Genomic DNA, 16381 nt, shown 5'->3' with positions numbered 1-16381 from the left:
CGTGACCGCCACGCTCGAACGCGTGGACGTGCCGCGGACCGCCCCCGCCCGGGGGCGGTCCCGCGCCCGCTCGCGCCACCGGTGGACCGTCCTGGCCTTCATGGCCCCGGCGGTCCTGGGTTTCCTGCTCTTCTTCGGCTACCCGCTGGTCGCCACGGTCGGGTTCTCGTTCACCGAGTACGACTTGATCAACCCGCCGGAGTGGACCGGGTTCGAGAACTACACCTACATGTTCGGCGACAAGCTTTTCCGCACCGCCGCGTACAACACGCTGTGGTTCGTGGTCGTGCTGACCGGGCTGCGGGTGGTGTTCGCGCTCGGGGTCGCGTCGGTGATCGCCCGGCTCAAGTCGGGCGTGGGCCTGATCAGGACGCTGTGCTACCTGCCGTCGCTGACCCCGCCGGTCGCGGCCACCCTGGTGTTCTTCCTGGTGGTGCGGCCCAACGACGGTCCGCTGGACGCGTTCCTCGGCTGGTTCGGCGTCGAAGGCCCGCTGTGGTTCTCCGACCCGGCGTGGGCCAAGCCGGGGATCACGCTGGTGATGCTGTGGGTGTCCGGCGACCTCATGATCATCCTGCTGGCGGCGATCATGGACGTGCCGCGGGAGCAGTACGAAGCGGCCGAACTCGACGGGGCCGGGCCGGTGCGGCGGTGGTGGCACATCACCCTGCCCAACATCTCGCCGGTGCTGCTGTTCGGCGCGGTGAACTCGATCATCCTGGCGTTGCAGCTGTTCACCCAGGCGGTCGTGGCGGGGTCGGCGGCCAGCGGGTCGGCCGACGCCACCGGCAGCACCAAGGACCTGGGCTTCCCGGAGAACTCGACGCTGACGTTCCCGGTGTGGCTGTACGCGCAGGGCTTCCGGTACTTCGACATGGGGTACGCGGCGGCGATGGCGACCGTGCTGTTCATCGTGTCGTTCGCCGCCACGGCGGTGCTGGTGCAGCGCATGCGCAAGGCGTCCTACCAGGAGGAAGGGGGTCCGGGCGCATGACCGCCGTGCTCGACGCGCGCCGCCCCGCCGAAACCCGGCCGCGCGACTGGAAGGGCGTGCTGGACTGGGTCGCGGTGCACAGCCTCGGCTTGGCGCTGGGCCTGATGTTCGCGCTGCCCGTCCTGTTCGTGTTCCTCACCGCCGTGATGTCCGACAGCCAGGCGTTCACCAAGGACCTGTGGCCGCGCGAGTGGCACTGGGGCAACTTCCTGGAGGTCTTCGACAAGGCGCCGCTGCTGAAGTACCTGGGCAACAGCCTGCTGTACTCGCTGCTGGCCACGGCCGGGATGCTGCTGTCGTCGATCCCGGCGGCGTACGCGCTGGCCAAGCTGCGGTGGCGGGGCCGCAACGCGGTGTTCCTGCTGGTGGTGGGCGCGATGATGCTCCCGCCGCAGGTGGTCGCCGTGCCGCTGTACGACACGTGGTCGAGCCTCGGCCTGACCGGCACGCTGTGGCCGCTGATCCTGCCGTACTTCCTGTTCGACGCCTTCAGCATCTTCCTGCTGCGCCAGTTCATCGTGACCATCCCGCAGTCCTATGTGGACGCCGCGCGGGTGGACGGGTGCACGGAGTTCCAGGCGCTGGTGCGGGTCGTCGTGCCGATGGCCCGACCGGGCATCGCCGCCACCGCCCTGTTCTGCTTCCTGTACACGTGGAACGACTACTTCGGCCCGCTGCTGTACACCGGTGAACGCCCGGACGAGTGGACGCTGTCGCTGGCGCTGTCGTCGTTCAAGGGGATGCACCACGTGCAGTGGAACCTGGCGATGGCCGTGACCCTGCTGATCATGGTTCCCGCGGTGGTGCTGTTCGCCTTCGCCCAGCGCTCGTTCGTCAAGGGCATCACTTTCACTGGAGTCAAGGGATGAAGCTCACCGTTGTCGGTGGCGGCTCGACGTACACGCCCGAGTTGGTCGACGGCATCGCGGGACGCCGGACCAGTCTCGCCGTGGACGAGATCGTGCTGGTGGACCCGGACGCCGAGCGGCTGGCCGTGGTCGGCGCGTTCGCGCAGCGGCTGCTCGCGCACGCCGGGCACCCCGCGCGGGTCACCACCACGACCGACCTGGAAAGGGGTGTCGAGGGCGCGTCGGCGGTGCTGCTGCAACTCCGCGTCGGCGGGCAGGCCGCGCGGGCGCAGGACGAGACGTTCCCGCTGGTGTGCGACTGCGTGGGGCAGGAGACGACCGGTGCGGGCGGGTTGGCCAAGGCGTTGCGCACGGTGCCGGTGGTGCTGGACGTCGCCGAGCGGGTGCGGGCGCTGGCCGGTGAGGACACGTGGATCGTCAACTTCACCAACCCGGTCGGGATCGTGACGCGGGCGCTGTTGCAGGCCGGGCACCGGGCCGTGGGGCTGTGCAACGTGGCCATCACGTTCCAGCGCTGGACGTCGGCACTCCTGGGCGTCGCACCGGACGCGGTCACGCTCGGCCACGTCGGGCTCAACCACCTCACGTGGGAGCGCGGGGTCTTCGTGGACGGCGTGGACCGCCTGCCCGAACTGCTGGAGCACCACGGGGAAGCGCTTTCCGCACACATAGGACTGCCCGCCTCACTCATGCGCCGCATGGGAGTCGTCCCCTCGTACTACCTGAAGTACTTCTACGAGCACGACGCCGTTGTCAAGAAGCAGAAGACCGACCCACCGCGTGCCGAAGTCGTTGCGGGCGTGGAAAAAGAGCTGCTCGATCTCTACAGCGATGTCAACGTCGTCACCAAGCCCGAGCAGCTCGGACAGCGCGGCGGTGCGTACTACTCCGAGGCGGCGGTCCAGCTGGTGCACGCGCTCACCGGCGGCACAGGCGCGGAGCAGCACGTGGTGAACGTGCGCAACAACGGAACCCTGCCGTTCCTGCCCCACGACGCCGTGGTCGAGGTCCCGGCGACCGTCACGGCTGACGGCGCGACCCCGCTGCCGGTGGATTCGGTGGAACCCGCGATCGCCGGACTGATCGCGCACGTCACCGCGTACGAGCACCTGGCGCTGGAGGCCGCGGTGCACGGCGGGCGGGACCGGGTGGCGGACGCGCTGCTCGCGCACCCGCTGGTCGGTCAGCACGCGATCGCGGACCGGTTGGCCGACGAGCTGGTGGCGCGCAACCGCGACTTCCTGCCGTGGGCGAAGGGGGCTTGATGGCCGACCGCGTGCTCGCCATCGACGGCGGCAACAGCAAGACCGCCGTGGCGCTGGTCGACGTCGAGGGGCGGGTCCTCGCGCAGGTGCGCGGACCCGGCGCCTCACCGCAGAACGTCGGCCTGCCGCGCAGTCTGGAGGTGTTCGGGGACCTGGTCGCCGAGGTGGCCCGGCTGGCCGGGTTGAGATCCACCGGGCCGGTCGCCACGCACACCGCCGCCTACCTCGCGGGCGCCGACCTGCCCAAGGAGGAAGAGGACCTGCGGGCCGCGATCGAGGGGCTCGGGTGGTCGGACACGACCGTCGTCGGCAACGACACGTTCGCGCTGCTGCGGGCGGGCACGTCCGACGGGATCGGCGTGGCCGTGGTGTGCGGGGCGGGGATCAACTGCGTCGCCGTCGCGCCGGACGGCCGGACGCACCGGTTCCCGGCTTTGGGCCGGATCTCCGGTGACTGGGGCGGCGGCGGGCACATCGGCAGCGAGGCGCTGTGGCTGGCGGTGCGGGCCGAGGACGGGCGCGGCGAGCCGACCGCGCTGCTGCCCGCCGTGCTCGCCCACTACGGGGCGCGGACGCTGGCCGAGGTGGTCGAGCGGCTGCACTTCGAGGAGCTGGAGTTCGACCCGCACGCGTTGTGCCCCTTGCTGTTCGAGGTCGCGGCGGCGGGTGACGCGGTGGCCCGTGCGGTGGTGGACCGGCTCGTCGAGGAGGTCGCGCTGCTGGCGTCGGTGTCGCTGCGCCGGCTGGAGCTGCTGGCCGAACCGGTGGACGTGGTCCTCGGCGGCGGCGTGCTGACCGGCACCAACGGCGTGGTCGTGGACGCGGTCCGGGACCGGCTCCGGGCGGTCGCCCCGCTGGCCGGGGTCCGGGTCGTCGACGTGCCGCCGGTGGTCGGCGCGGCCCTGCTCGGCCTGGACGCGCTCGGCGCCCCGCCGGTCGCGGAGCTGCGGCTGCGCACCGCGTACGAGTCGCAGGTGCCCGTGGAGGCCACGGGCTAGCAGGCCCCGGTGCGCGCGGGAGGTGTCAGGCGGCGGCCCTCCCCGCGCACCGGACCCTCCCCCGCTGCCAGGGGGATGTACGGCGGCGGCGCCTCCTGGCAGCGGGACCCCTACGCGCCCGACACCGTGGTGGGGATCGTCAGTTCGGTCCGGGACGTGCTCACCGGCACGCTGACGGTGAGTTCGGGGACGGTGACGGACGGCCTCCGGGTGGTCGTCGTCGTGGACGTGATCTCCGTTGCAGTCGGCTGTGTTCCGACCGTAGTCGTCGTCGTGGCGACCGTTCGGCGGGTGGTCGTGGTGACGGGGACTTCGACGCCCTGGAAGTCCATCGGCGGCCCGTCCCCGCCGGCGCGCTGGGTGGGCACCGGCGAGGTGCCCACGCGCTGCTCGCGCGGCGGTTCGGGGTCGGCCCGGGTGAGGGCGACAGCGGTCACGACGCCGGCCAGCACGGCCAGTGCGCCGAACGAGACCAGCGGGAGGGGCGGACGCGGCACGGTCGGCAAGGGTAGGCCCACGGACGTGACGAAACGCCCATTGGCGACACCGAGTCCCACCATCGAGTGATCTCCGGGCGTCTCCCGGGCCAACCGACGGTGGCGTAGGTCGGAGGTGCGGAGGCATCCTGTTGGGCGCGCGCGGGTCACGGGGGTGCCGCGCGGCTGTGACGAGGGAGGGGCGCGCGTGGAAGGGCTGGACAGTTTCGTCGCGTTGGGGGACAGCTTCACGGAGGGAATGGACGACCCCGGTCCGAACGGCACTTACCTGGGCTGGGCAGACCGCCTGGCGGCCTTGCTGTCGCTGGCGCGACCGGGCTTGCGGTACGCGAACTTCGCGGTGCGCGGCAAGATGCTCCAGGAGATCGTGGACGAGCAGATCCCGCTGGCGGTGTCGCTGAAACCGAAGCTGGCGACGTTCTGCGGCGGCGGCAACGACATCCTGGTGCCGGGTTCCGACCCGGACGCGTTGGCCGAGGTCTACGAGATCGCCGTGGCGGACCTGCGCGCGGCCGGCGCCGAAGTCCTGATCTTCACCGGTTTCGACCCGAAGCACACGCCGTTCCTGCGCTCGCTGCGCGGGAAGATCGCGATCTACAACAGCCACCTGTGGTCGGTCGCCGAGCGGTACCACTGCCGGGTGGTGGACCTGTGGTCGATGACCGTCCTGCACGACCGTCGCGCGTGGAGCGAGGACCGACTCCACCTGTCGACGGAAGGGCATCGGCGGGTGGCTCTGCGGGCGGCGGAGGTGCTGGGGTTCAAGCAGGCGGAGGACTGGAGCACGCCGTGGCCGCCGCTGGAGGACGAGGACTGGATGACGCAGCGGCGGCATGACCTGAAGTGGGCGCGGGAGCACGTCGTGCCTTGGATCGGACGCCAATTGCGCGGGGAATCGATGGGCGACGGTGTCGCACCAAAGCGCCCCGAACTCCTCCCGGTCTGCTCCGACTGACCGGGGTTCGAAAGGCGGACAACCACCCTGGAAAACAGGCTGCCCGGGCCGGCACTCTCCCCCGAATGCCGGCCCGGGCAGCGGTTCGGGTGGCTTCCCCCCTGGCATCCCCCTCCAAGAGCCACCCGTGCGCGCTCATCCGCTTGTGCGTTGATCAGCGCGCGTGTCCAAGTTCCCACGACTTCCCATTCGCGAGCTAAACACCCGCTAAACCTCGGTGGTCAAGGCTTCAAGGGCCGTTCGGACCAACATCGCCCGCGGGGCGCCGAGGCGTTCGAACAAGCGGAGGGATTCGGCCAGCTCCGCTTGGGCCGCCACGCGTTCACCGCGCTTGGCCAGCACCTCGCCGAGCACCTGGCGGCCGAACGCCTCCTCGAACTGCATCGAGCCGCCCCTGGCCAGCTCGACGCCCTGCCGCGCGTGCTCCTCCGCCTCGGCGAGCAGGCCCAGCTCGGTGTACATCTCGGCCAGGTTGTTCACGGCCAGGACGTACGCGCGCTCGTCGCCGTTGCGGTGGTGCACCTCCATCGCCTGGAACTGGTGCTGGGCGGCGGTTTCCAGCTGCCCCAGGCGTTGTTCCACCTGGGCCAGGTTGTTCAGGACGGTGGCCTCGCCCAGCGCGTCGCCGTCGCGTCTGGCCAGTTCGACGGCCTCGCGGTAGTACGCCAGGGCCTCCTCCAGGCGGCCTTCGGCGGACAGCGCGCTGGCCAGCTGGTCCAGGGTCATCACCAGGTACCTGGGCTCGCCCAGCTCCACGGCGATGCGGTGGGCGCGTTCGGCGTCGGGCAGGGTGCCGCGGATCGAGCCGGTCCGGGAGTTGATCTTGTACATGGCGTGCAGGACCAGCATCTCGCCGCGCCGGTCGCCGCTCACGCGGGCCGCCGCGAGGCCGAACTCCGCGATGCCCTGCCAGTCGCGGCTGACCACCCGGGCCACGCAGTAGGTGTGCACCAGCCGGACCAGTTGCCAGACCTGTTGGTGCAGGCCGGCTTCCGCGCCCGCGTGGACGAGGGCGATGAGGTTGGGCCACTCCTTGTCGTACCAGGACAGGGCCTGCGCCGCGGTGGCCGGGCGCGGCGCGGTCAGGTCGACCGCGGCCAGGTCCAGGCCGTCGCCGGAGGGGCGGATCAGCCGGCGGGCGTGGTCGCAGGCGGCCAGGTAGTGGTCCATCAGCCGGCGCAACGCGGCCGTGCGGCGCTCGGCGTCCTGCTCGCCCAGGACCTCCCGGGCGTACAGGCGGACCAGGTCGTGCAGGACGAAGCCGCCGCGCCACTGCTCGACCAGCAGGTGGGCGTCCGCGAGGTCGGCTAATCGCGCCGCCGCGGTGCCCAGGTCCGTGCGGCAGAGCGCGGCGATGGCGTGCGGGCTGACCCAGCGGCCCGGGACCAGGCCCGCGGCGCGAAACGTCTCCGCCAGTTCGGGCGGCAGGTTGCGGTAGGACACCGCGAGCGCCCGCGCCACGCCCACGCCGGTGTCCGCGAGGTCCAACGCCCGCAGCCGGACGTCGTCGTCGGACAGCTGGGCCACCAGCGACTCGACCGTCCACTCCGGACTGAACACCAGCTTGGCGGCGGCGATCCGCAGCGCCAGCGGCAGGTTGCCGCACAGCTCCACGAGCATCCGCACGGCCATCGGCTCCTGTTCGGACAACGGCTTGCCGACGACCTCGTCAACCAGCCGCACCGACTCGTCCTCGGACAGCGTGTCCAGCGTGAGCATCCGCGCCCCGTTGGACACCACCAGCGACTCCAGCCGCCGCCGGGACGTCACCAGCACCACCGACCCCGCGCCGGGCGGCAGCAGGAGCCGCACCTGCTCCGGGTCCCACGCGTCGTCCAGCACCACCAGCACCCGGCGCTTCGCCAGCACCGACCGGTAGAGCCCCACCCGGTCGTCCAGGTCGCGCGGCACGCCGTCCGCGGGCACGCCCAGGGCCAGCAGGAACCGCCCGAGCACCTCGGCGGGCGCGACGGGTTCCCGGTCCGGCGCGAAGCCGTTCAACGGGGCGAACAGCAGCCCGTCCGGGAACTGCTCGGCGCGCCGGTGCCCCCACGTCACGGCCAGCTCGCTCTTGCCGATGCCGGGCGCCCCGTTGACCACCGCGACGGTCGTGGCGCCCGGGTCGCGGCCGTCGCAGAGCCGGTCCAGCCACGCCAGTTCCTCGTCACGCCCGATGAACCCGCTCGCCGCCGCGGGCAGCTGCGCGGGCACCACGACACCGGGCCGGGGCGGCAGCGTCGCCGGCTCGGCGAGACCGCCGGCCCGCAGCGCCGGGTCGTCCCGCAGCACCTGCTCGTGCAGCACCCGCAGCTCGGGGCCGGGGTCGATGCCCAGCTCGTCCACGACCCGCCGGTGGAAGCGCTGGTAGGCCTCCAGCGCGTCGGCCCGCTGCCCCGACCGGTACAGCGCCCGCATGATCTGCCCGACGAACCGCTCCCGGAACGGGAACTCGCCCACCAGCTGGCGCAGCTCGCCGACCAGCTCCACGTGCCGGCCCAGCTCCAGCTCCGCCTCGATGCGCTCTTCCAGTGCGGCAAGCCGAAGCTCTTCCAGGTCGGTGGTGATCGGCTCGCCCGGCACGTCCGCCAGCACCGGCCCCCGCCACAGCCCCAGCGACTCGCGCAGCAGCTGCGCCCGGATCGCCGCCGGCTTGCCCCGCGCCCCGGCCACCAGGCGGCGCGCCCGGTGGAAGTCCAGCCGCCACGGGTCGACCGCGAGCTGGTAGCCCGGCGGGGTGGTCAGGATGCGCGCGGACCCGGCCGGGTCGGCCTGCTCCAGCATGCGCCGCAGCCGGGACACGTACCCGTGCACGATGGTCCGGGCCGTGGCGGGCGGTTCGTCGTCCCACAGGCAGTCCACGATCTCGTCGATGGGGACGACCCGGTTGGCCTCCAGCACCAGCATCGCGAGCAGCCCCCGCATGCCCTTGCGGCCGATGACGAGCTGTCGGCCGTCCGCGAGCACCTGCAAGGGTCCGAGGACACCGAACTCCAGCCCGCTCCTGCTCCGGTCAGCCATGCCCCTCCCCCGCCTGTCGCTACTGCCCAGTCACTCACATCAGGTGCGCCGGACGGCGTGTTGGATACCTGTCAGTAGATGTTGTTTGCTCAACTAGTCGTCGCTCCCATGACCGGACGACCCCGCGGCGGCTAGGGTTTTGACCCCGGACGACGCAGGTGCAGGAGGGCAAGTTGCCGCGCGAGCCGATGAGCGTGGTCGACCGTGGCGCCGCCTGCCTGCTGGGCGGCGCCCTGGGTGATGCGCTGGGCGCGCCCGTCCAGTACCTGGGGTGGACCGACATCCAACGAGACCACGGCCCCGAGGGTGTTCTGGAACCGCCGCGTCCCGCCCTGGTGACCGACGACACCCAGCTCACGCTGTTCACCGCGGACGGCTACCTGCGGGCGTGGGTGCGCGGGCACACCACGGGCGAGTGGGAGCCGGTGGAGATGGTGTGGCAGAGCTACCGGCGCTGGCTGACCACCCAGCAGGTGGCCGCGCCGGAGCTGGGTGCGACCGGCCTGGTGGGCGACGAACGGCTGTACTCCAGCCGGTCACCGGGCCTGACGTGCCTGCGCGCCCTGGCCGCCGACAGCCCGCCAACGCCCGAGGAGCCGCACAACGAGTCCTCCGGCTGCAACGGCGTGACCCGGACCGCGCCGGCGGGCTTCGCGCCGACCGCGGAGATCGCCTACGACCTGGGCTGCCGGTTCGCCGCGCTGACCCACGGCGGTACCGGCGGATGGGTGGCGGGTGGTGCGTTCGCGCTGCTGATCCACCTGCTGGCGGTGAAGGCGCGGCCGTTGCGGGAGGCGGTGGACCAGGTCATCGGCCGGGTGCTGCGCGACGACCCGTACACGGCGAACACCCTGAACCGGGCCGTGCTGTTCGCCGACGAGCACCGGGCGCTGGGCTTCGATTCGGTGCGGGTGGACCGCTTGGGCAGCGGGTGGACGGGTCCGGAGGCGCTGGCGATCGCCGTGCACACGGTGCTGGTGTACCCGCGGCGGTCGGAGTTCGTGGACGCGCTGCGGGCGGCGGCCAACCACTCGGGCGGCAGCGACGCGACGGCGGCGTTGACCGGCAACATCCTGGGCGCCCTGCACGGCACCGAGGCCCTGCCCCGCGATTGGCTGGCCGGCTTGGAGTTGGTGGACTTGCTGACCCGTTTGGGAACCGACCTGGGCCACTCGGTCGTCGGCGCGGAGTTCGACCACTCCCGCTACCTCTGAGACCGGGTCCACGTTCCACCGATCTCGGCCGCGTGCTCCCGAATGCGCGCGACCGAGACCGGCCCTCCGCGTGATCGAACGCCGGGGCACGCCCCGAGCGCGAAACCCGGCTGACCTGCACGGAGAAGGGAAAACCCGTGCCGGAGACGGTAGCAGAGCGCGTGCGCGCAATCACACCCGGCCCACCTCCTTAACGACGTGAAGGAGCAGGGCAACATCGTTCCCGTGGGTCTGGGACGGGACGCGATCGTGCGCGCGGCACTGGCGTTGCTCAACGACGTCGGCTTGGAGGGCCTGACCCTGCGCCGCCTGGCCGACGAACTGGACGTCCAGGCCCCCGCGCTCTACTGGCACGTGAAGAACAAGGCTGAGCTGTTGGACGGAATGGCCGCCGCGATCTTCCACGACGCCCTGGACGACGTGGAGGCCCCGCGCCGGGGCGAGTCGTGGGTGGACTGGACCGCCGACTGCGCCCACCGCCTCCGCACCGCGATGCTGACCTACCGCGACGGCGCCCACGTCCTCTCCGGCACGTGCCTGTCCCATGCGTCGGGCCGGCCGTTGGAGTTGGCCATGCGGACGCTGTGCGACGCGGGGTTCTCGGTCCGGGACGCGGGGCGGGGGATCGCCGCCGTCTACTCGTACGTGCAGGGCTTCACGGTGGAGGAGCAGTCCACAGGGCCTGGGGAGCCGGATGCCGCGCGGTTTCCCCTTGCCGCGCACGCTTGGGTGGAGTTGACCAAGGACGCGGACGAACGCTTCGAACACGGCCTGCGGTTGCTGCTGTCCGGGCTCCGGCTTTCCAGGTTCGGCAGCTGACCGTGCCCGCGGACGAGACCAAGACGGCCCAGGCACACCTCGCCCGACGCCCACGCCCACGGCTGCTGCTGCACCCACCCGAGTCGGCCAGCCTCCGCCCCAGGGACCACCGCCCCGCCGCGCACCACCCAACCGCACGTCAGCCGGCCCGGCACCAGCCAGTCCGGCGCCGCCCAACCGGGCACCAGCCCGCCCAGCACCAGCCAGCCATAGTCCGGCCGGCCATAGTCCGGCCGGCCGTGGTCCAGCCGGCCGTGATCCGACCGGCCACGGTCCGGCGAGCCGGGATTCGGCCGTCCCGGTTGGGCAGGTAGCCGTGCCGGTGGGCGTGCGCGCGATGACCGCGCTGTTGATCGACCTCGACGGCCGTGCCGACACCACCAACCTCGGCGACCTGGCCGTCCAAGCCGTCCGCCAAGCCCCCCGCGACGACCTGGCCGCCCTGGCCGAACTAGCCGAAGTCACCGGCTGGATCCTCTTCGAGGAAGAACGCCAAGCCGAGGCACACGCCCACAACCTCCTCGCCCTGCACCTTTCGCGGCAGTCGAATTTTCACGACGTTGAAATACTTACTTTGCTGAACAGTACTTTTCAGCGGACGCGGGTGAACAAGCTCCGAGAGGCGCTTGCGCTTGCGGCGCGAGGGGTGGAGCGAACCACATCCACGAAAGTGCGAGCGATGTTTGCGTTGCGGGAGGCGCGGGTGTACTCGCGGATGGGGCTGGAACGTGCGGCGTTGGGGGCGTTGGATCGGGCGCGGGACGTGCTTGAGGACGACCCGAGAGCACCGCACTGGGCTTGGTGGATCGACCAGGCCGAACTCGACGGGCACCGGGCGGCGGTGTTGGCGAACCTCGGGCGGCTGGAGGAGGCCGCACTCGCCTTCCCGCCGGACGACGGCCTGCGGTTCAGGGAAGTGTTGCGGGCCATGCGGTTCCGGACGCTTCGGGCGTTGGGTGAGTGGCACGGGCCGGAGCCGGTCTTCGCGAGTCCGCGAGCGCGTCAGGCGGCCACGGGCATCCCCGGAGTCCGGTACACCCGCGAAGAAGCGTCCACGGCGTAGACCTCGCACCCCTCCTGCGCGGCGGCCCACGGGATGCCGTCCAAACCCAGGGCGAACGCGGCGGTCGCGGTCGCGTCGGCCACCGTCAAGGTCGGGGCGAACACCGTCAGGCTCAGCAGGTCCGTCACCGGCTCACCCGTGCGGCCGTCGAGGATGTGGTCGCCGCGCTCGTACCTGCCCGAGGTCGCGACCGCGCCGGACGTCACCTCCAGCACCGCGCACAGCCGGTCGGCCGCCAGCGGGTGCCGCACCCCCACCCGCCAAGTCCCGCCGACGACCACGTCCCCGCCCGCGTTCACCACGAACCGGGTCGCACCCCCGGCCACCAGCAGGTCCGCCGCCCGCTGCACGGCCCACCCCTTGACCACCGCGCACGGGTCCAGCCCGCGACCGGGCAGCCGCACGTCGAACGCGCCCCCGGTCGCCAGCCGGTAGTGCTCGCACAGCTCCAGCACGTGCGCCAGATCCGGGCTGACCCCGGTCGGGTCGAGTTCACCCGAGCCCAGCCGGGACACCTCGCTGTCGGGCTTGAACGGGCTGAACCGCTCGTCCACCTCGCGCAACCACGCGAACGCCCTGTCGACGGCATCCTCGTCCGCCAAACCCTCCACCCGCACGGACACCGGCAGGCCCATGACGTGCTCGACGCGTCGCACCTGCCTCAGTCCTTCGCATCGATCGCGGCCTGGAGCGAGGTCACGTAGGCCTCGCTCGTCGTCGTCGCGCCCGAGACCGTGTCGACGTCGGCGCTCTGCGCGGTCAACGTCCCCTCGATCAGCAAGGGCACGGCCCGCCGGGTGGGCGCGCTGCCCGGCTGCTTGAGCATCGTCACGGCGGTGATGCGGTCGCCCTCGAAGGTCACCTGCACCTGCACGTCACCGTGGCTGGTGCGCACCAGCGACCCGGACACGGTCTCCGCAGAGCCCGAAGGCGTCCCCGAAGGCGAAGGCACATCGACCGCCACGGTCTCCGGAGTGGCCTCGAAGCGCCACAACGGGACCAGGCCGGCGACGGTCAGCAGCAGAACAGGAACAGCTCTCTTCACTACTCCCCCTCAACTCGCCAGGCTGAAGCGCTCGGCGTGGACCTGCCGCTTCGGCACGCCCAAGTCCCGCAAGCTCTGGAGCACGGCCCCGGTCATCCCCGGCGGACCGCACACGAACACGTCCCGGTCGCGGATGTCCGGCACGGCGTGCGCCAAGGCCTGCGGACCCAACGGCGCACCGTCGGACGGCCCGGTCACCACGTGCAGCACCGCTCCCCGCGCCTGCGCCAAGCCGCGCATCTCGTGCAGCAGCACGGCGTCCCGCGGCCGGCTGACCCGGTAGAGCACCACGACGTGCCCGCGCAACTCCTCCAGCAGCGCCCGGATCGGCGTGATCCCGACCCCGCCCGCGATCAGCAACGTGTTCGGCCGCGTCCGGTGCATCGTGGTGAACGCCCCGTAGGGACCCTCGGCGAACACCCGCGTCCCCGGCTTCAGCGCCCGCAGCGAAGCGCTGCCCGGCCCCAGCGCCTTCGCGGTCAGCCGCAGGTGCCTGCCGTCCGGCGCGGCGGACAGCGAGAACGGGTTGGCCTGCCACCAGCGGTCGCGGGTGAGGAAGCGCCACAGGAAGAACTGGCCGGCCCGCGCGGGCAGCCGGTCCAGGTGGCGGCCGGTGATGTAGATCGACACCACGTCCGGCGACTCGGGCACGACGGCCGCGACGCGCAGCCGGTGCCGGAGGTTGCGCCACAGCGGCAGCACGAGCCGTCCGACGACGACCGAGCCCAGCGCGAAGCCCCACAGGCCCCACCAGTAGGCGGTGGCGGCGGGCGACGCGGTGAACGTCGTGCCGGTGCCGATCTGGTGCGAGAACGCCAGGACCACCGCGATGTAGGTGTACAGGTGGATGAAGTGCCAGGTCTCGTACGCCATCCGCCGCCGCGCCCACCGCGCCGACACCCCGCCCACCACCATGATCACCAGCAGCGCCACGATCGCCCGCAGCACACCGTCCACAGTGGTCGCCAGCGACACGAACTCGTCCACCGGCGGCAGGGACGCCGGCTGCGCGTACCCGAGGGTGATGAACACGGCGTGCGCCACCAGCAGCCACAGCAGCGAGAACCCGACCCAGCGGTGCCACGACGTGAGCCGGTCCATGCCCAGCCGGCGGTCCAGCCACGGCAGGCGGGCCACCAGCAGCAGTTGGAACGCCATCAGCAGCGCCCCGTACAGGCCGGTCAGGCGGCCGAGGAGGACCAGGGCGTTGGCCGACGCGCCCGACTCGGCGAACAGCGCGGCGACCACGACCACGTTCGCGGCCAGCACGGCGTGCAGGCCGGTGCGGGCCACCACCTTCGGGCGCACGGCCGGCGCCTGGAGCTGGACGGTTGTCACGGGCGGCTCTCCTGTTCGGCGTGGACGACCTCATCGAGCCTGCTGGTGGAAGCTGTGCCGGTCCTGTCGCCGACCTGTCGGCTTCCTGTCGATCCGCGCGGTGGTTCGCCCGGCGCGCGGCGGTGACGCACCATGAGCACGTGGACAAGGGCAACGCGGTTCGACTGCTCGTCGTGGACGACGAGCCGCACATCGCCGACCTGGTCGCGACCGTCGCCCGGTACGAGGGGTGGCAGGCGCGGACGGCGGGCAGCGGCGAGGCCGCGCTGTCGACGGCCGCCGAGTTCCACCCGGACATCGTGGTGCTCGACCTGATGCTGCCCGACCTGGACGGGTTCACCGTGCTGGACCGGCTGCGGGCGTCCGGCGCGATGGTCCCGGTCGTGTTCCTCACCGCGCGCGACGGGACGGCGGACCGCGTCGCGGGCCTGACCCGGGGCGGCGACGACTACCTGGTGAAGCCGTTCTCGGTGGAGGAGCTGATGGCGCGGCTGCGGGCCGTGCTGCGGCGCAGCACCGGGCCGCAGTGGAAGCGTTCGGTGCTGAAGGTGGCGGACCTGGCGATGGACGAGGACACCCGCGAGGTGCGGCGGGACGGGAAGCTGGTGACGCTCACGCCCACCGAGTACGAGCTGCTGCGGTACCTGATGCGCCGGTCGCCGGCCGTGCTGACCAAGGCCCAGATCCTCGACCACGTGTGGGAGTACGACTTCGGCGGCCGGTCGAACGTGGTCGAGCTGGTCATCTCGCACCTGCGGCGCAAGCTGGACGTGGGACGGGAGCCGCTGATCCACACCGTGCGCGGCGTCGGGTACGTGCTGCGCAAGGCGCCCGACTGATGCGCTTCACCGGTTACCGCAGGTTGGCGCTGGGCACCCGGCTCGCGCTCGGGCTGGGCGCGTTGGCGCTGGTCGTGTTCGCCGTGGTCGGCACGGTGATGGCGGGGCGCATGGAGAACTACCTGGCGCAGAAGCTCGACGAGCAGGTGGGGCGGTCGCAGCAGGACCTGGAGAAGGAGATCCACCGGACGGGCAAGCTGACCAAGAACGTCTACGGCTGGTTCGCGGCGGTGTACCGGGTCGAGAACGGCACGGCCACGTTGGAACCGCCGTCCGTGCAGCCGAACCCCGAGCTGCCGGCGGACCCGGGCAAGCTGGCGGAGGTGGCGGCGGCGACCACGGGCTCCGAGCCGGTCTTCCGCACCGAATACCTCAAGGGCTACGGGACGTACCGCCTGCGCGGCTGCCCGTTGGGCGACGGCCAGGTGCTGGTCAGCGCCGCGCCGATGAACGACATCACCACCACGGTCCGGCAGCTGGTGCTGGTGGAGGTGGCCACGTTCCTGCTGGCGCTGGTCGCGCTGGTGGTGGCCGGCCGGGCCGTGCTGCGCCGGGGCCTGCAACCGCTCAGCGACATGGCCAAGACGGCGCGCGACATCACGTCCCACGACCTGACCGACTCGGCCCGGCTGCCGGTGCGGGTGGAGGGCGGCAACGGGGGCGTCGAGGTCGAGGAGCTGCGGACGGCGTTCAACCGGATGCTGGAGCACATCGACACGTCCCTCGCCGCCCGCACCGCCGCCGAGCAGCGCCTACGCCGTTTCGTGGCGGATGCGTCCCACGAGCTGCGCACCCCTCTCACGTCGATCCGGGGCTACGCGGACCTGTTCCGCTACGCGGCCGCCAACGCCCCTGCCGAACGCGAGGCCCACCTGGAGAAGCTGCGCTCGGAAGCGGCGCGCATGAGCGTTCTCCTGGACGACCTGCTCCTCCTGGCCCGCCTCGACTCGGCCGAGGCCGAAACCCCGATCCGCCTGGAGGACGACGACCTGGCTGTGTTGGCCCAAGCCTCCGCCGACGCCTGCCAAGCCGCACACCCCAACCACCCGCTGACGGTCTCCGCTCCCGAGTCGCTGCCCATGCGCTTCGACCCGATGCGCCTGCGCCAGGTCATCGACAACCTGCTGACCAACGCGGCCACTCACACGCCGGCGGGGACGGCGGTGTCGCTGTCGGTGGGTGTGGAGGGCGAGTTCGCGGTGATCAGGGTGAGCGACACGGGACCGGGTATCCCGGCGGAGGACCAGCCCCGGATCTTCGACCGCTTCTACCGCGTGGACAACTCTCGGACACGGGGCAGCGGCGGCAGCGGACTGGGGTTGGCGGTGGTGCATTCGCTGGTCGCGGCGCACGGAGGAACGATCACTGTGGACAGCCGCCCGGGCTCGACGACGTTCACGATCAGGATTCCGAGGCGGGGCTGGTGACCCCCACCCGCGAGGCCGCGTCGGCTTGTCGCGTCGCCTT

The 16381-nt window shown here is 72.0% G+C and carries 15 protein-coding genes; 10 read left to right on the top strand and 5 right to left on the bottom strand.

Annotation, left to right across the window (positions count from 1 at the left end):
* Position 1 precedes the first annotated feature (1 nt).
* The 4 genes from RIN75_RS37045 to RIN75_RS37030 are packed head-to-tail and all read left to right on the top strand — an operon-like array spanning position 2 to position 4126.
* Positions 2-994, top strand: a complete 993-nt coding sequence (locus RIN75_RS37045) for a sugar ABC transporter permease (protein WP_309116764.1) — start codon at positions 2-4, stop codon at positions 992-994.
* On the top strand, positions 991-1863 hold the full coding sequence (locus RIN75_RS37040; RefSeq protein ID WP_309116763.1) for a carbohydrate ABC transporter permease: 873 nt from the start codon (positions 991-993) through the stop codon (positions 1861-1863). The genes RIN75_RS37045 and RIN75_RS37040 overlap by 4 nt, the downstream gene beginning before the upstream one ends.
* Positions 1860-3128 (top strand): 6-phospho-beta-glucosidase, encoded by a 1269-nt coding sequence (locus tag RIN75_RS37035; protein ID WP_309116762.1) that lies wholly within the window; start codon positions 1860-1862, stop codon positions 3126-3128. The genes RIN75_RS37040 and RIN75_RS37035 overlap by 4 nt, the downstream gene beginning before the upstream one ends.
* Positions 3128-4126 (top strand): BadF/BadG/BcrA/BcrD ATPase family protein, encoded by a 999-nt coding sequence (locus RIN75_RS37030; protein WP_309116761.1) that lies wholly within the window; start codon positions 3128-3130, stop codon positions 4124-4126. The genes RIN75_RS37035 and RIN75_RS37030 overlap by 1 nt, the downstream gene beginning before the upstream one ends.
* A 110-nt stretch (positions 4127-4236) precedes the next feature.
* On the opposite strand, the gene RIN75_RS37025 is transcribed toward RIN75_RS37030, so the two are convergent.
* Entirely contained in the window at positions 4237-4623 is a 387-nt protein-coding gene (locus RIN75_RS37025; protein WP_309116760.1) for a hypothetical protein, read from the bottom strand.
* Between the two features lie 187 nt (positions 4624-4810).
* Here RIN75_RS37025 and RIN75_RS37020 point away from each other — a divergent pair, with 187 nt between their 5' ends.
* Positions 4811-5578 carry an SGNH/GDSL hydrolase family protein gene (locus RIN75_RS37020; RefSeq protein ID WP_309116759.1) on the top strand — a complete coding sequence of 256 codons (768 nt, stop codon included), beginning with the start codon at positions 4811-4813 and terminating at the stop codon, positions 5576-5578.
* A gap of 207 nt (positions 5579-5785) precedes the next feature.
* Here RIN75_RS37020 and RIN75_RS37015 read toward each other — a convergent pair whose 3' ends face one another.
* The gene (locus RIN75_RS37015) at positions 5786-8596 is read right to left on the bottom strand and encodes a BTAD domain-containing putative transcriptional regulator (protein ID WP_309116758.1); all 2811 of its coding nucleotides are present in this window, start codon (positions 8594-8596) and stop codon (positions 5786-5788) included.
* A gap of 158 nt (positions 8597-8754) precedes the next feature.
* On the opposite strand from RIN75_RS37015, the gene RIN75_RS37010 reads away from it, so the two are divergent.
* The 3 genes from RIN75_RS37010 to RIN75_RS37000 all read left to right on the top strand — a co-directional run bounded on the left by RIN75_RS37010 (position 8755) and on the right by RIN75_RS37000 (position 11692).
* Positions 8755-9810, top strand: a complete 1056-nt coding sequence (locus RIN75_RS37010) for an ADP-ribosylglycohydrolase family protein (RefSeq protein WP_309116757.1) — start codon at positions 8755-8757, stop codon at positions 9808-9810.
* 225 nt (positions 9811-10035) lie between these two features.
* Positions 10036-10629 (top strand): TetR/AcrR family transcriptional regulator C-terminal domain-containing protein, encoded by a 594-nt coding sequence (locus RIN75_RS37005; RefSeq protein ID WP_309116756.1) that lies wholly within the window; start codon positions 10036-10038, stop codon positions 10627-10629.
* A 337-nt stretch (positions 10630-10966) separates the two neighbouring features.
* Entirely contained in the window at positions 10967-11692 is a 726-nt protein-coding gene (locus RIN75_RS37000) for a hypothetical protein (RefSeq protein WP_309116755.1), read from the top strand.
* On the opposite strand, the gene RIN75_RS36995 is transcribed toward RIN75_RS37000, so the two are convergent.
* The 3 genes from RIN75_RS36995 to RIN75_RS36985 are packed head-to-tail and all read right to left on the bottom strand — an operon-like array spanning position 11632 to position 14075.
* On the bottom strand, positions 11632-12348 hold the full coding sequence (locus RIN75_RS36995) for an FAD:protein FMN transferase (protein WP_309116754.1): 717 nt from the start codon (positions 12346-12348) through the stop codon (positions 11632-11634). The two genes, RIN75_RS37000 and RIN75_RS36995, sit on opposite strands and share 61 nt — an antisense overlap.
* Positions 12349-12353: 5 nt before the next feature.
* Positions 12354-12737, bottom strand: coding sequence for an FMN-binding protein (locus RIN75_RS36990; RefSeq protein WP_309116753.1), 384 nt, complete (start codon positions 12735-12737; stop codon positions 12354-12356).
* 9 nt (positions 12738-12746) lie between these two features.
* Entirely contained in the window at positions 12747-14075 is a 1329-nt protein-coding gene (locus tag RIN75_RS36985; RefSeq protein ID WP_309116752.1) for a ferredoxin reductase family protein, read from the bottom strand.
* A gap of 140 nt (positions 14076-14215) precedes the next feature.
* On the opposite strand from RIN75_RS36985, the gene RIN75_RS36980 reads away from it, so the two are divergent.
* Positions 14216-14914: a response regulator transcription factor gene (locus RIN75_RS36980; protein WP_309116751.1), complete on the top strand. Its 699-nt coding sequence runs from the start codon at positions 14216-14218 to the stop codon at positions 14912-14914.
* Positions 14914-16341, top strand: coding sequence for a HAMP domain-containing sensor histidine kinase (locus RIN75_RS36975; protein ID WP_309116750.1), 1428 nt, complete (start codon positions 14914-14916; stop codon positions 16339-16341). The genes RIN75_RS36980 and RIN75_RS36975 overlap by 1 nt, the downstream gene beginning before the upstream one ends.
* The last annotated feature ends 40 nt before the right edge of the window (positions 16342-16381 follow it).

This window comes from Saccharothrix sp. (assembly GCF_031180885.1).
Taxonomy (GTDB): domain Bacteria; phylum Actinomycetota; class Actinomycetes; order Mycobacteriales; family Pseudonocardiaceae; genus Actinosynnema.
The sequence above is the reverse complement of the archived record's forward strand: the minus strand, read 5'-3'. Positions and strand labels throughout refer to the sequence as shown.

Excerpts from the sequence above, each read along its gene's own strand:
- RIN75_RS37035 (WP_309116762.1), top strand. The coding sequence starts at position 1,860 with ATGAAGCTCACCGTTGTCGGTGGCGGCTCGACGTACACGCCCGAGTTG.
- RIN75_RS37030 (WP_309116761.1), top strand. The coding sequence starts at position 3,128 with ATGGCCGACCGCGTGCTCGCCATCGACGGCGGCAACAGCAAGACCGCC.
- RIN75_RS37040 (WP_309116763.1), top strand. The coding sequence starts at position 991 with ATGACCGCCGTGCTCGACGCGCGCCGCCCCGCCGAAACCCGGCCGCGC.
- RIN75_RS37000 (WP_309116755.1), top strand. The coding sequence starts at position 10,967 with ATGACCGCGCTGTTGATCGACCTCGACGGCCGTGCCGACACCACCAAC.
- RIN75_RS37015 (WP_309116758.1), bottom strand. The coding sequence starts at position 8,596 with ATGGCTGACCGGAGCAGGAGCGGGCTGGAGTTCGGTGTCCTCGGACCC.
- RIN75_RS36975 (WP_309116750.1), top strand. The coding sequence starts at position 14,914 with ATGCGCTTCACCGGTTACCGCAGGTTGGCGCTGGGCACCCGGCTCGCG.